The following is a 13,734-nucleotide window of genomic DNA, read 5'->3' on the forward strand; positions in this document are numbered from 1 at the left end:
AGGATTTGCCGGTAATCTATAGATAAAATAAGTAGGGATAGGGAGAGGCTGAGCACTCTCTTTTTTGTTTGCTCGCTATTATGATGCGCTCATATTTATTCTAATAAATTTATGGTTGACTCTTTCCTAGTTCATGTGTTAAATTATAACTCGTCCCTCTGACACAGAGATGTGCTTTCGAAAACATTCGAAAGACAACCGAAAAAAGAAATTAAAAAAAAGGTTGACTAAAACGAGGACGCTGTGATATATTATAAAGGTCGCTGCTGAACAACACAACGACGAAATAAACAGCTTGATCTTTGAAAACTGAACAACGAGTGAGTAGGAAATCACGAAAGTGAAATCCAAAATTAGAGAATTAATTTTCTCGTCAGATGTTTCAAAATGAGCATATCGCTCTTTTCAATACTAATTGGAGAGTTTGATCCTGGCTCAGGACGAACGCTGGCGGCGTGCCTAATACATGCAAGTCGAGCGGAGTTACTTTGAAAGCTTGCTTTCAAAGTAACTTAGCGGCGGACGGGTGAGTAACACGTAGGCAACCTGCCCCTTAGACTGGGATAACTACCGGAAACGGTAGCTAATACCGGATAATTTCTTTTTTCTCCTGAAGAAAGAATGAAAGACGGAGCAATCTGTCACTGAGGGATGGGCCTGCGGCGCATTAGCTAGTTGGTGGGGTAACGGCCCACCAAGGCGACGATGCGTAGCCGACCTGAGAGGGTGAACGGCCACACTGGGACTGAGACACGGCCCAGACTCCTACGGGAGGCAGCAGTAGGGAATCTTCCGCAATGGACGAAAGTCTGACGGAGCAACGCCGCGTGAGTGATGAAGGTTTTCGGATCGTAAAGCTCTGTTGCCAGGGAAGAACGTCCGGTAGAGTAACTGCTATCGGAGTGACGGTACCTGAGAAGAAAGCCCCGGCTAACTACGTGCCAGCAGCCGCGGTAATACGTAGGGGGCAAGCGTTGTCCGGAATTATTGGGCGTAAAGCGCGCGCAGGCGGTCATTTAAGTCTGGTGTTTAAACCTTGGGCTCAACCTGAGGTCGCACTGGAAACTGGGTGACTTGAGTACAGAAGAGGAAAGTGGAATTCCACGTGTAGCGGTGAAATGCGTAGATATGTGGAGGAACACCAGTGGCGAAGGCGACTTTCTGGGCTGTAACTGACGCTGAGGCGCGAAAGCGTGGGGAGCAAACAGGATTAGATACCCTGGTAGTCCACGCCGTAAACGATGAGTGCTAGGTGTTAGGGGTTTCGATACCCTTGGTGCCGAAGTTAACACAGTAAGCACTCCGCCTGGGGAGTACGGTCGCAAGACTGAAACTCAAAGGAATTGACGGGGACCCGCACAAGCAGTGGAGTATGTGGTTTAATTCGAAGCAACGCGAAGAACCTTACCAGGTCTTGACATCCCTCTGAATCCACTAGAGATAGTGGCGGCCTTCGGGACAGAGGAGACAGGTGGTGCATGGTTGTCGTCAGCTCGTGTCGTGAGATGTTGGGTTAAGTCCCGCAACGAGCGCAACCCTTAACTTTAGTTGCCAGCAGGTAAGGCTGGGCACTCTAGAGTGACTGCCGGTGACAAACCGGAGGAAGGTGGGGATGACGTCAAATCATCATGCCCCTTATGACCTGGGCTACACACGTACTACAATGGCCGGTACAACGGGAAGCGAAACCGCGAGGTGAAGCCAATCCCATCAAAGCCGGTCTCAGTTCGGATTGCAGGCTGCAACTCGCCTGCATGAAGTCGGAATTGCTAGTAATCGCGGATCAGCATGCCGCGGTGAATACGTTCCCGGGTCTTGTACACACCGCCCGTCACACCACGAGAGTTTACAACACCCGAAGTCGGTGGGGTAACCCGCAAGGGAGCCAGCCGCCGAAGGTGGGGTAGATGATTGGGGTGAAGTCGTAACAAGGTAGCCGTATCGGAAGGTGCGGCTGGATCACCTCCTTTCTATGGAGAATCGTCTTCTGCAATGAAGACATTCAAATCGGAAGTTAAACTTCCAAAATCTCAGGTTTAGGCCTGTTACTCACTCGTTGCTCAGTTTTGAGAGTTTAAGCTCTCAGTAAGACTTGATCCTTGAAAACTGGATACCGAAACGAATTTGCGTTTTAGAACATCTTTTAGCTAAAACTTGTGTAAACAAGTACGTTAGTTATTAGCTGGAAGCGAAGATTTTCAATTGTGCAAACAAGCGAAACATCGGAGCGAAGGTTAAGCTAATAAGAGCACACGGAGGATGCCTAGGCGCCAGGAGCCGACGAAGGACGTGGCGAACAACGAAACTGCCTCGGGGAGCTGTAAGCAAGCTTTGATCCGGGGGTGTCCGAATGGGGAAACCCAGCTGTGGTAATTCGCAGTTACTCATCTCTGAACACATAGGAGATGTAGAGGCAGACCAGGGGAACTGAAACATCTAAGTACCCTGAGGAAGAGAAAACAATAGTGATTCCGTCAGTAGCGGCGAGCGAACGCGGAACAGCCTAAACCTAAGAGCTTGCTCTTAGGGGTTGTGGGACGTCTCACATGGAGTTACAAAGGAATATGGTAGGTGAAGAGGTCTGGAAAGGCCCGCGATAGAGGTAAAAGCCCTGTAACCTAAACTGTGTTCTCTCCGAGACGGATCCCGAGTAGTGCGGGGCACGTGAAACCCCGTATGAATCCAGCAGGACCATCTGCTAAGGCTAAATACTACCTGGCGACCGATAGTGAAACAGTACCGTGAGGGAAAGGTGAAAAGCACCCCGGAAGGGGAGTGAAATAGAACCTGAAACCGTGTGCTTACAAAAAGTCAGAGCCCTATTAATGGGTGATGGCGTGCCTTTTGTAGAATGAACCGGCGAGTTACGTTTAACATGCAAGGTTAAGTCGAGAAGACGGAGCCGCAGCGAAAGCGAGTCTGAATAGGGCGATTTAGTATGTGGACGTAGACCCGAAACCGTGTGATCTACCCCTGTCCAGGGTGAAGGTGCGGTAACACGCACTGGAGGCCCGAACCCACGCATGTTGAAAAATGCGGGGATGAGGTGGGGGTAGCGGAGAAATTCCAATCGAACTCGGAGATAGCTGGTTCTCCCCGAAATAGCTTTAGGGCTAGCCTCGGTATAAGAGTAGTGGAGGTAGAGCACTGATTGGGTGCGGGGTCCGCAAGGATTACCAAGCTCAGTCAAACTCCGAATGCCATATACTTATTGCCGGGAGTCAGACAGTGAGTGCTAAGATCCATTGTCAAAAGGGAAACAGCCCAGACCATCAGCTAAGGTCCCCAAGTGTGTGTTAAGTGGGAAAGGATGTGGAGTTGCACAGACAACCAGGATGTTGGCTTAGAAGCAGCCACCATTGAAAGAGTGCGTAATAGCTCACTGGTCGAGTGACTCTGCGCCGAAAATGTAACGGGGCTAAACACACCACCGAAGCTATGGCTAGATACGTATGTATCTGGGGTAGGGGAGCGTTGTATGTGGGTTGAAGGTGTACCGTAAGGAGCGCTGGACAGCATACAAGTGAGAATGCCGGTATGAGTAACGAAAAGATCAGTGAGAATCTGATCCGCCGAAAGCCCAAGGTTTCCTGAGGAAGGCTCGTCCGCTCAGGGTAAGTCGGGACCTAAGGCGAGGCCGAAAGGCGTAGTCGAAGGACAACAGTTTGAAATTACTGTACCACCGTAATCCGCTATGAGCGATGGGGTGACGCAGGAGGGTAGTGACGCGGACTGATGGATATGTCCGTCTAAGCAGTGAGGCTGATGTGTAGGCAAATCCGCACATCGTTAAGGCTGGGCTGTGATGGGGAGCGAAAATTACAGTAGCGAAGGTCATGATCTCACACTGCCAAGAAAAGCCTCTAGCCAGGAGAAGGTGCCCGTACCGCAAACCGACACAGGTAGGCGAGAAGAGAATTCTAAGGCGCGCGGAAGAACTCTCGTTAAGGAACTCGGCAAAATGACCCCGTAACTTCGGGAGAAGGGGTGCCCCGGTAGTGTGAATAGCACGAGGGGGCCGCAGTGAAAAGGCCCAAGCGACTGTTTAGCAAAAACACAGGTCTGTGCGAAGCCGCAAGGCGAAGTATACGGGCTGACGCCTGCCCGGTGCTGGAAGGTTAAGGGGAGTGGTTAGGGGTAACCCGAAGCTATGAACCGAAGCCCCAGTAAACGGCGGCCGTAACTATAACGGTCCTAAGGTAGCGAAATTCCTTGTCAGGTAAATTCTGACCCGCACGAATGGCGTAACGACTTGGGCGCTGTCTCAACGAGAGATCCGGTGAAATTTTAATACCTGTGAAGATGCAGGTTACCCGCGACAAGACGGAAAGACCCCATGGAGCTTTACTGCAGCTTGATATTGAATTTGGGTACGATCTGTACAGGATAGGTGGGAGCCGTAGAAATCGGAGCGCAAGCTTCGGTGGAGGCGCCGTTGGGATACCACCCTGATCGTATCTAGGTTCTAACCTAGTACCCTTACCGGGTACGGGGACCGTGTCAGGCGGGCAGTTTGACTGGGGCGGTCGCCTCCTAAAGAGTAACGGAGGCGTTCCAAGGTTCCCTCAGAATGGTTGGAAATCATTCGAAGAGTGCAAAGGCATAAGGGAGCTTGACTGCGAGACCTACAAGTCGAGCAGGGACGAAAGTCGGACTTAGTGATCCGGTGGTACCGCATGGAAGGGCCATCGCTCAACGGATAAAAGCTACCCTGGGGATAACAGGCTTATCTCCCCCAAGAGTCCACATCGACGGGGAGGTTTGGCACCTCGATGTCGGCTCATCGCATCCTGGGGCTGAAGTAGGTCCCAAGGGTTGGGCTGTTCGCCCATTAAAGCGGTACGCGAGCTGGGTTCAGAACGTCGTGAGACAGTTCGGTCCCTATCTGTCGTGGGCGCAGGAAATTTGAGAGGAGCTGTCCTTAGTACGAGAGGACCGGGATGGACGTACCGCTGGTGCACCAGTTGTTCCGCCAGGAGCATGGCTGGGTAGCTACGTACGGACGGGATAAGCGCTGAAAGCATCTAAGCGTGAAGCCCCCCTCAAGATGAGATTTCCCAATTAGTAAGACCCCTTGAAGACGACGAGGTAGATAGGTTGGAGGTGGAAGTGCAGTAATGCATGGAGCTGACCAATACTAATCGGTCGAGGGCTTATCCTATACTTAGAACGCAAATTCAATTCGGATTCAGTTTTCAGGCATTAAGCCTGGTATGAATATTCCCTGATAGCTCAGTTGGTAGAGCACTCGACTGTTAATCGAGTTGTCACAGGTTCGAGTCCTGTTCGGGGAGCCATATGGAGAGGTGTCCGAGTTTGGCCGAAGGAGCACGATTGGAAATCGTGTAGGCGCCACAAGCGTCTCGAGGGTTCGAATCCCTCTCTCTCCGCCACAAATTTTACTTAGTATGGCCCGTTGGTCAAGGGGTTAAGACACCTCCCTTTCACGGAGGTAACATGGGTTCGAATCCCATACGGGTCACCAAATTTTCACTTGATTTTACATAGTGGACTTTGGTACAATAACAATTGTTGTTTACGGAGGCTTAGCTCAGCTGGGAGAGCATCTGCCTTACAAGCAGAGGGTCGGGGGTTCGATCCCCTCAGCCTCCACCATATTCATTTAAGAACGACGCGGGGTGGAGCAGCCCGGTAGCTCGTCGGGCTCATAACCCGAAGGCCGCAGGTTCAAATCCTGCCCCCGCAACCAATTTTCATCAAGTAATTATATCTTTTGGAACCGTGGTGTAGTTGGCCTAACATGCCTGCCTGTCACGCAGGAGATCGCGAGTTCGAATCTCGTCGGTTCCGCCATTTTCTTGGCTCGATAGCTCAGTCGGTAGAGCAGAGGACTGAAAATCCTCGTGTCGGCGGTTCGAATCCGTCTCGAGCCACCATATAGTATACAACTTAATATGCCGGTGTAGCTCAATTGGTAGAGCAACTGACTTGTAATCAGTAGGTTGGGGGTTCAAGTCCTCTCGCCGGCACCATCTTTGGGGGATTAGCGAAGTGGCCAAACGCATCAGACTGTAAATCTGCTCACGTACGTGTTCGGTGGTTCGAATCCATCATCCCCCACCATTTTTTTTAGGGGCATAGTTTAAAGGTAGAACAACGGTCTCCAAAACCGTTGGTGTGGGTTCAATTCCTGCTGCCCCTGCCAATCTTTATCTAAAGTCTTTCTCTAAAGTTTAATATGGCGGTCGTGGCGAAGGGGTTAACGCACCGGTTTGTGGATCCGGCATTCGTGGGTTCAAGTCCCATCGGTCGCCCCATTTACTTTAAGAAGAACAGCAACAATATTAGTTTAATATGGCGATTGTGGCGAAGTGGTTAACGCACCGGATTGTGGTTCCGGCATTCGTGGGTTCGAGACCCATCAGTCGCCCCTTTTATTTTAAAATGTTATTGGGGATTAGCCAAGCGGTAAGGCAACGGACTTTGACTCCGTCATGCATAGGTTCAAATCCTATATCCCCAGCCATTTTATGCGGACGTGGCTCAGCGGTAGAGCATCGCCTTGCCAAGGCGAGGGTCGCGGGTTCGATTCCCGTCGTCCGCTCCAAAGTTTTCATATGGCGCCATAGCCAAGTGGTAAGGCAAAGCTCTGCAAAAGCTTTATCCCCAGTTCAAATCTGGGTGGCGCCTCCATTAATTTCATATGTGCCGGCGTGGCGGAATGGCAGACGCGCTCGACTCAAAATCGAGAGGGAAACCGTGGAGGTTCGAGTCCTCTCGCCGGTATATCAAAAAGGTTTGTAAAGTCGCTTGTATAAGCAACTTTACAAACCTTTTTTCTTTGTCTTTGAGCTTTTATTCTTAAGCCGTTGAATTAGAGGCGTCTCTAATCAACGGCCTTTTTGTGTGGAGTTTTGTTTTATTGACTGCTTAGTCGGAATGCTCGTGGGGTGAGACCAATTTCACGTTTAAACATATTGCAGAATTGGGCGTCATTCACAAACCCAGCAGCAGCTGATACTTCAGAGATATGCATTTGGGTATGTTGCAAGAGAGACTTTGCATAATCCAGACGTTTCAATAGTAGATAGCGCAGAGGTGAAGAACCGAATCGTTCTTTAAATAAATGGCGGAAACGATCATAGCTGTATCCAGACATCTCAGAAAGTGTTGCGACCGATAGCTTATGGCGGTAATGCTCATTCATATAGTTTAGAACATATTGGACTCTGTCTTCCGTTGGTGATTGAAACCCAGAGGCGCTAAGAAGCCGTATCAGATGAACAGTGATTTCGCTCATTTGAAGGTTCAATAGTTCAGAGAATCCATCTTGTTTGCGCGCAAACTCTGCTTTCATTCGAAGCAAGATCTGTAGAACAGTATGGTCTTTATCATCTTCATATACGCCCTGCAAATTCTCCATATTTGGGTGATTTGAATGGAAACCTACAAATAGTATAGTAGCATCCTCGCGATGATTCTCATCATGTTTATGATTGGGTGGTATCAGCGCGAATGAAGAAGAACGAAAATGATAACTTCGGGAACCTACATTGGTAGTTCCTAATCCGTTTAAATAATAGACTAGTTCATAACATTCATGCTGGTGTGGTGGAATATAGGTATTAACCTCATGTGCTGCATTTACAATATATAGAACACGATCCATGATGAGCCTCCAATAATTATGTTTTAGCCGAATCGTACAAAATTATGACCGAAATCATATAATTATTTTCATTAATATTTGATATGATCGTATCAAGAAATCCGAAGATTAGCAACCTGACTGGCCATCTCGTTCGGAAATTAGTCGGATTATTCGTAAAAATTATAATTTTATCTCTATTTTTGAGTGTATTCGTTAAAATCATTAAAATTTTGACAATGTTACATGAAAAATGAGAGTTTCCATCTAAATCGTGAAATATACAACGGACTAAGAAGGAGAATCTCTCAGATTACTAACCAACTATAAATAGGGGGAATAGAAAAATGAAAAAGAAAGTTCTTTCTTTGTTGTTACTAGTAGTAATGGTAATGGTCACAGCCTGTGGAAATAATACGTCGAGTAATGGATCTTCCGCGAATGCAGGATCTAATGCAGCTGAGGGTGGAGCAACGGGCTCAGGGGATAAGCTCAAGGTTGTACTACTGATTCCAGGAACGCTTGGGGATAAATCATTCTTTGACTCCGCAAATAGTGGTTTGCAAAAGGTTAAGGATGAACTGGGTGCGGAAACAAAGGTTGTAGAAATGGGTGTCGATAAAACGAAATGGGAGCCTACGTTTAACGATATCGCCGCTGAGGACTGGGATGTTATTATTTCTGGCGGATCGGAAATTACAGAGATGTTTAATGCAACGGCTGAATTATATCCTGACAAAAAGTTCATTAACTATGATACCGATATAGATGAAGCACCAGAGAATATGTACAACATGTCTTATGCAACAAATGAAGTATCTTTTCTAGCAGGTGCTGTAGCGGCGCTAGCTACACAATCGGATATGGAAAATGCTAATCCTGAGAATGTGATCGGTTTTGTAGGCGGCATGGACATTCCAGGAATTAACGCTTTCTTGGTAGGCTACATTCAGGGCGCTCAATATGTTGATCCTGATGTGAAGGTCGCTGTATCATATGCTGGCGATTTCGTTAACCCGGCCAAAGGCAAGGAGCTTTCGCTGATTCAATATAACTCCGGTGTGGACGTTATTTTTAACGTGGCTGGGGGTACAGGTCTTGGGATCTTTGATGCAGCTAAGGAGAAGAAGAAATATGCTATCGGCGTAGACTCCGATCAGGCGATGTTGCTTAACGATACAGATAGCGAAAAAGCAAACTTGATCGTTACCTCTTCTATTAAAAAGATTGATAGTGCTATTCTGGGTGCCGTGAAGAGATTACAAGACGGTACACTTGAGATGGGTAAACGTGATGTGTTGAGCTTTGTAGATGATGGTGTAGGCATTGCAGAGAATGAGATCTATAAAAATATCTTCCCTGCCGATCTTCAGGCTAAAGTTGAAGAAGTGAAGCAAAAGCTGATCAATAAAGAAATTACAGTAGATAACGCGATGGGAATGGAAACCTCTGAAGTAGAAGCCATTCGTAACGCAGTTAAGCCTTAAGTGTAGCTATAAAGTGATAAACCTACAGTTGGAGATTCTTCTTTAGAAGAATTCCAGCTGTATATTTTTGCAGACCTCCAAGTCGAAAGGCGTTGAGACCTATGAACAAAGCTCTGCTGGAAATGCGGGGAATTACCAAGGTGTATCCCAATGGTGTCGTTGCAAATAAAGACGTGCATTTTTCTTTACGTGAGGGAGAAATTCATGCGATTGCGGGCGAGAACGGCGCTGGTAAATCAACTTTAATGAAGATCATGTTCGGCATGGAAGAGCCTAGTGAAGGTGAAATCTTTATCAAGGGTGAAAAAGTGAAGCTGCAATCTGCTCAGGATGCCATTGATAGAGGGATTGGTATGGTTCACCAGCATTTTATGCTGGTCCCTTCTTTTACGGTAGCAGAGAACATGGTGCTGGGCATGGAACCTCGTAAGGGCGTTGGCATCAATTATGCAGAAGCTGTACGCATGACCGAAGAGACTGCGAAAAAATACAATCTGGCAGTGGATCCAAAAGCAAAAGTGGAGGATCTCACGGTTGGTATGAAGCAAAAGGTTGAAATTCTGAAGGCGCTGCTGCGTGGTGCAAAAATCCTCGTTCTGGATGAGCCGACCGCAGTGTTGACCCCACAGGAAACAGAGGAATTGTTCCGGGAGCTTAAGCAGTTAAGAGAGCAGGGTCATACGATTGTTTTTATTTCACACAAGTTGAAAGAAGTTAAAGCGATCTGTGACAGAATTACGATCATGCGTAGTGGACGTAGTGAAGGTGTCTTCCAAACGAAGGATGTCACGGAGCAAGAAATCTCACGCCTTATGGTGGGCAGAGACGTCGTGTTGAAATATGACAAGGAGATTCTGTCTAATGGGGAGCCGGTACTCACTGTGCAGGGCTTAGGTGTAAATGATGCACACGGCAAAGCGTTGCTAACAGATATCAACTTTGCAGTACGCGGGGGACAAATTATCGGGATTGCTGGTGTAGAAGGGAATGGGCAGACACAGCTCATTGAGGCTCTTACGGGTAGCCTAAGAGGGGTCTCAAGCCAAGGCTCTGTGCTAGTGAAGGGAAAAGATATTCGTGAATCGGATATTTTAGATATTCGTAAGCTAGGCGTTTCCTATATCCCAGAGGATCGGATGCATCAAGGGATAGCCAGTGATGCGAGCATAGCGGATAATCTGCTGTCCACTCAGTATCGTACAAAAGCTATGAATAAAGGCCCCTTTTTAAATGGATCACGAATTGCCAAGCTTGCAGTATCACTTGTAGAAGAATTTAAAGTCCGCTGTTCGGGACCTTCTCAGCCAATAGGAATGTTATCAGGTGGTAACATGCAGAAGGTTGTCGTAGCTAGAGAGTGTTCTACAGAACCGCAACTGCTTATTGCAGAGCAGCCGACAAGGGGCGTGGATATAGGCGCGGCGCAGTTCATACATCAAAAGCTGTTGGAGCTGCGCTCAGACGATTGCGCTATTTTGCTAGTGTCAGCAGACTTAAATGAGATCTTGGAGATCAGCGATAGTCTACTAGTGATGTATGAAGGAAAGATTGTTGCCTTTTTCGAGGAGCCTTCCAAGGTTAGTGAAGAAGAATTAGGGCTTTATATGCTAGGGATTCATCGACAGGACGAGGAGCAAATCAGGAGGGCCGTAAATCATGTTTAAAGTAAAATATTTTGAATACATTCGAACATCGGCAGTAATCGTAATTGCACTCGCTATTGCTTTTCTGATCATCTCATTGGTAAGCAATCAGCCGGTGAAGACGATTGGGATATTCCTATTTGAGCCGCTATCCAGTAAAGGTCATATCGGTAATGTGATTGAGATGGCCATTCCGCTCATGTTCACTGGGCTAGCAGTTTCTTTGTTGTTCCGGGCAAATATGTTCAATTTGGGAGCTGAAGGGATTTTCTATTTCTCCGGTGTTGTAACTTCCGTGTTGGCTATTCATTTAACGCTGGACGGGTGGCTTCATCCGATCGTAGCTATTGCTGCGGGTTCTATTGTTGGTGCGTTGCTCTCGGCAATACCCGGGATCCTCAAAGCCAAATGGAATGCTAATGAGCTCGTTACATCCTTGATGTTCAATAATATTTTGTTTGGAGTAGGTTTATATCTACTGAACTATCACTTACGTGATGCAAAAGCATTTGCCAATGTATCCTACAAATTCGAGAAAACGGCACTGCTGAGTAAAATGGTACCTGGCACCCGTATTCATACCGGACTTATTATCGTTATCGTGCTTATTATTGCAGCGCATTTATTCCTATACAAGACTAAATGGGGATATGAGCTGCGAATGACAGGCATCAACCGGAACTTTGCACGTTATTCAGGCATGAAGACCGCGAAGGTTATTATACTGGTTCACTTGATTGCTGGTTTTATCGCGGGAATGGGTGGTTCCGTAGAAGTCCTAGGGATGTACAATCGATTCCAATGGACATCGTTACCAGGTTATGGCTTAGATGGTGCTCTTGTAGCGATGTTAGCCAAGAATAATCCGCTATCCGTAATCGGCGCTGCATTGTTCCTTGCATATATCCGGATCGGAGCCGACATGATGGCACGTCTATCGGATGTACCTTCAGAGATGATTTCTATTATACAGGCGATTATCATTCTTCTGATTTCGGCTGAGCAATTTCTGAAGTTCTGGAAAAATCGGATGCTCTTGAAGGAGGCGAAGGAAGCGTGAACAGCTTGTTTGATGTAATTTTTACGACTGACTTTGCGTTTTCTGTTCTTCGAGTGACGACACCGATTCTATTCGCCGCATTGGGAGCGTTAATCTCTAATAGGGCTGGTATCATCAACATTGGTATGGAAGGCATCATGCTTGTCGCGGCGTTAGCCGGTGTCATTGTAAGCAGCTACACGCATAGTGCGTGGGTAGGTTTACTTGGGGCTGTGATGTCCGGAACACTGATCGCTGGAATATTAGCTTTTTTCACACTGAAATTTAAAACACATATCATTCTCGGCGGCGTAGCTATTAATATGTTCGCTTCGGGAGGAACCGTGTTTATTCTTTATCTGCTGAGTGGAGACAAGGGTTCTTCTACTTCTCTGGCGAGTAAAGTGCTACCTAGTGTAGAGATTCCTTTACTGAAGGACATTCCGGTGCTGGGGCCTATTCTATCAGGACATCACATTTTGACGTATGTATCTATTATTGCTGTGTTTGTTGTCTACTATCTCTTAAACCGTACACCGCTTGGTCTGCGCATTCGTTCAGTGGGTGAAAATCCACATGCGGCTCAATCTGTTGGAGTAAGTGTTGTGAAAATACAGTATATGGCTTTGCTGCTTAGTGGATTTTTCGCTGGTTTGGGTGGAGCTTACATGTCGATGGGTTACCTGTCACTGTTCACTCGCGATATGATCGCTGGTCGGGGCTGGATTGCGATTGCCGCAGAGTCTATGGGGAGAAGTACGACAGTGGGCACGGCGCTGACCTCTCTATTATTTGGTACGGCAGACGCCTTGTCGAATGCGCTACAGGTCCTGAAGATTCCTGCAGAACTGATCGCGACGCTTCCTTATGTAGCAACGGTAATTGGACTAGTGATCTATGCCGTATCTGAGACACGGAAAAAGAATAAAAAACTTAAAAGCCCGCTAGTGAAATAGCGATAGGAGTAACGAGGATTTATACAACTAAGGAGTGAATGACTATGCGAACACCTATTATTATTGACTGCGATCCAGGGCATGATGACGCAATCGCTATCCTGCTTGCAATAGCAAATTCGGAGAAGCTGGATCTGCGCGGGATTACAACGGTTGGTGGAAACCAGATCCTCGATAAAATCACAGAAAACGCACTTAAAGTGATCAGCTTTGTGAATGCTGATATTCCTGTAGCCAAAGGGGCTGCGGGTCCGCTGTTCGGCAAGCTTGTTACAGGTGAGGAAGCACATGGTGAATCAGGCATGGACGGCCCACTGTTGCCACCAAGTAAATTCCGGCCTGTAGAAGAAGGCGCTGTAGAATTTATGCTGAATATTATCCGTTCTTCGGAGGAGAAGATTACGCTCGTACCGATGGCTCCTTTAACAAATATCGCCCTATTAATCACTGCTTATCCAGAGATTAAGGAAAGAATTGAAAAGATTTCACTGATGGGCGGAGGAATTTCTTATGGAAATGTAACCTCTACTGCGGAGTTTAACATCTATGTAGATCCTGAAGCTGCTCGTATCGTGTTTGAGTCGGGTATTCCAATTACGATGAGTGGTCTGGATGTGACCGATAAGGCAGCCATTTTCGAAGATGAGATCGTAGCATTGAAAGAGCGTGGGCCAGTGTCCACTATGGTCGGAGAGCTGTTAGATTTCTATTCGATCTTCGGAAAGAAAATGGGCTATGTCGGTAGTGCACTGCATGATCCATGCGCCGTAGCTTGGCTCTTGCACCCAGAACTGTTTGAATCCGAGCATCTATATGTAACGGTAGAGACAGAAGGTAAGCTGACGCGGGGAATGACGGTTGCAGACAAACGAAAGAAGACGGATCGCCCAGCGAATGTAGAAGTCCTGGTGGGAGTAGATCGGGAAGCATTTATGAAGTTGATTTTTGATTCACTGGAAAAGCTAGATCAAGAGCTGCTTGCGGCTGAAGGGAACTAACC

General features: G+C 47.2%; 6 protein-coding genes, 16 tRNA genes and 2 rRNA genes. 23 read left to right on the forward strand and 1 reads right to left on the reverse strand.

Annotated features, from left to right (window positions below; genetic code table 11):
* The first annotated feature begins 412 nt into the window (after positions 1–412).
* From MKX35_RS07565 to MKX35_RS07650, 18 genes are all read left to right on the forward strand, one after another.
* Positions 413–1,970: ribosomal RNA gene (locus MKX35_RS07565) — 16S ribosomal RNA — on the forward strand.
* Positions 1,971–2,232: 262 nt separating this feature from the next.
* Positions 2,233–5,161 (forward strand): 23S ribosomal RNA (locus MKX35_RS07570).
* Together the 16S and 23S rRNA genes with 16 tRNA genes alongside form the textbook arrangement of a ribosomal RNA operon.
* 60 nt (positions 5,162–5,221) lie before the next feature.
* Positions 5,222–5,297: transfer RNA gene (locus MKX35_RS07575), tRNA-Asn, on the forward strand.
* Between the two features lie 3 nt (positions 5,298–5,300).
* Positions 5,301–5,393 (forward strand) — tRNA-Ser (locus MKX35_RS07580).
* A gap of 17 nt (positions 5,394–5,410) precedes the next feature.
* A tRNA-Glu gene (locus MKX35_RS07585) sits at positions 5,411–5,485 on the forward strand.
* Between the two features lie 55 nt (positions 5,486–5,540).
* Positions 5,541–5,616: transfer RNA gene (locus MKX35_RS07590), tRNA-Val, on the forward strand.
* 17 nt (positions 5,617–5,633) lie between these two features.
* Positions 5,634–5,710 (forward strand) — tRNA-Met (locus tag MKX35_RS07595).
* A gap of 26 nt (positions 5,711–5,736) precedes the next feature.
* A tRNA-Asp gene (locus tag MKX35_RS07600) sits at positions 5,737–5,814 on the forward strand.
* A gap of 7 nt (positions 5,815–5,821) precedes the next feature.
* Positions 5,822–5,897: transfer RNA gene (locus MKX35_RS07605), tRNA-Phe, on the forward strand.
* Between the two features lie 20 nt (positions 5,898–5,917).
* A tRNA-Thr gene (locus tag MKX35_RS07610) sits at positions 5,918–5,993 on the forward strand.
* 5 nt (positions 5,994–5,998) lie between these two features.
* Positions 5,999–6,084, forward strand: a tRNA-Tyr gene (locus MKX35_RS07615).
* An 8-nt stretch (positions 6,085–6,092) separates the two neighbouring features.
* Positions 6,093–6,166 (forward strand) — tRNA-Trp (locus MKX35_RS07620).
* Positions 6,167–6,202: 36 nt separating this feature from the next.
* Positions 6,203–6,278, forward strand: a tRNA-His gene (locus MKX35_RS07625).
* 40 nt (positions 6,279–6,318) lie between these two features.
* Positions 6,319–6,391 (forward strand) — tRNA-His (locus MKX35_RS07630).
* A 21-nt stretch (positions 6,392–6,412) separates the two neighbouring features.
* Positions 6,413–6,487, forward strand: a tRNA-Gln gene (locus MKX35_RS07635).
* A 6-nt stretch (positions 6,488–6,493) separates the two neighbouring features.
* A tRNA-Gly gene (locus MKX35_RS07640) sits at positions 6,494–6,568 on the forward strand.
* Between the two features lie 12 nt (positions 6,569–6,580).
* Positions 6,581–6,654 (forward strand) — tRNA-Cys (locus tag MKX35_RS07645).
* Between the two features lie 14 nt (positions 6,655–6,668).
* A tRNA-Leu gene (locus tag MKX35_RS07650) sits at positions 6,669–6,747 on the forward strand.
* A 133-nt stretch (positions 6,748–6,880) separates the two neighbouring features.
* Here the strand turns inward: MKX35_RS07650 and MKX35_RS07655 are convergent.
* Positions 6,881–7,630, reverse strand: coding sequence for an AraC family transcriptional regulator (locus MKX35_RS07655; RefSeq protein ID WP_076300397.1), 750 nt, complete (start codon positions 7,628–7,630; stop codon positions 6,881–6,883).
* 326 nt (positions 7,631–7,956) lie between these two features.
* Between MKX35_RS07655 and MKX35_RS07660 the strand changes: the two genes are divergently transcribed.
* The 5 genes from MKX35_RS07660 (at position 7,957) to MKX35_RS07680 (ending at position 13,732) form a co-directional block, all read left to right on the forward strand.
* The gene (locus tag MKX35_RS07660) at positions 7,957–9,096 is read left to right on the forward strand and encodes a BMP family ABC transporter substrate-binding protein (protein WP_076300396.1); all 1,140 of its coding nucleotides are present in this window, start codon (positions 7,957–7,959) and stop codon (positions 9,094–9,096) included.
* A gap of 101 nt (positions 9,097–9,197) precedes the next feature.
* Complete coding sequence (locus tag MKX35_RS07665; protein ID WP_076300395.1) at positions 9,198–10,760, forward strand: ABC transporter ATP-binding protein; 1,563 nt, start codon at positions 9,198–9,200, stop codon at positions 10,758–10,760.
* On the forward strand, positions 10,753–11,799 hold the full coding sequence (locus MKX35_RS07670; protein WP_042131006.1) for an ABC transporter permease: 1,047 nt from the start codon (positions 10,753–10,755) through the stop codon (positions 11,797–11,799). Before MKX35_RS07665 ends, MKX35_RS07670 begins: the two co-directional genes overlap by 8 nt.
* The gene (locus MKX35_RS07675; protein WP_042131005.1) at positions 11,796–12,734 is read left to right on the forward strand and encodes an ABC transporter permease; all 939 of its coding nucleotides are present in this window, start codon (positions 11,796–11,798) and stop codon (positions 12,732–12,734) included. Before MKX35_RS07670 ends, MKX35_RS07675 begins: the two co-directional genes overlap by 4 nt.
* A gap of 44 nt (positions 12,735–12,778) precedes the next feature.
* On the forward strand, positions 12,779–13,732 hold the full coding sequence (locus MKX35_RS07680) for a nucleoside hydrolase (protein WP_076285325.1): 954 nt from the start codon (positions 12,779–12,781) through the stop codon (positions 13,730–13,732).
* Positions 13,733–13,734: the final 2 nt, after the last annotated feature.

This window comes from Paenibacillus sp. FSL R5-0923 (assembly GCF_038009145.1).
Lineage (GTDB): Bacteria > Bacillota > Bacilli > Paenibacillales > Paenibacillaceae > Paenibacillus_AQ.

What these genes read in the sequence shown, in the direction of transcription:
- MKX35_RS07655 (WP_076300397.1), bottom strand. Translation starts at nt 7,630, where the DNA reads ATGGATCGTGTTCTATATATTGTAAATGCAGCACATGAGGTTAATACC.
- MKX35_RS07660 (WP_076300396.1), top strand. Translation starts at nt 7,957, where the DNA reads ATGAAAAAGAAAGTTCTTTCTTTGTTGTTACTAGTAGTAATGGTAATG.
- MKX35_RS07665 (WP_076300395.1), top strand. Translation starts at nt 9,198, where the DNA reads ATGAACAAAGCTCTGCTGGAAATGCGGGGAATTACCAAGGTGTATCCC.
- MKX35_RS07670 (WP_042131006.1), top strand. Translation starts at nt 10,753, where the DNA reads ATGTTTAAAGTAAAATATTTTGAATACATTCGAACATCGGCAGTAATC.
- MKX35_RS07680 (WP_076285325.1), top strand. Translation starts at nt 12,779, where the DNA reads ATGCGAACACCTATTATTATTGACTGCGATCCAGGGCATGATGACGCA.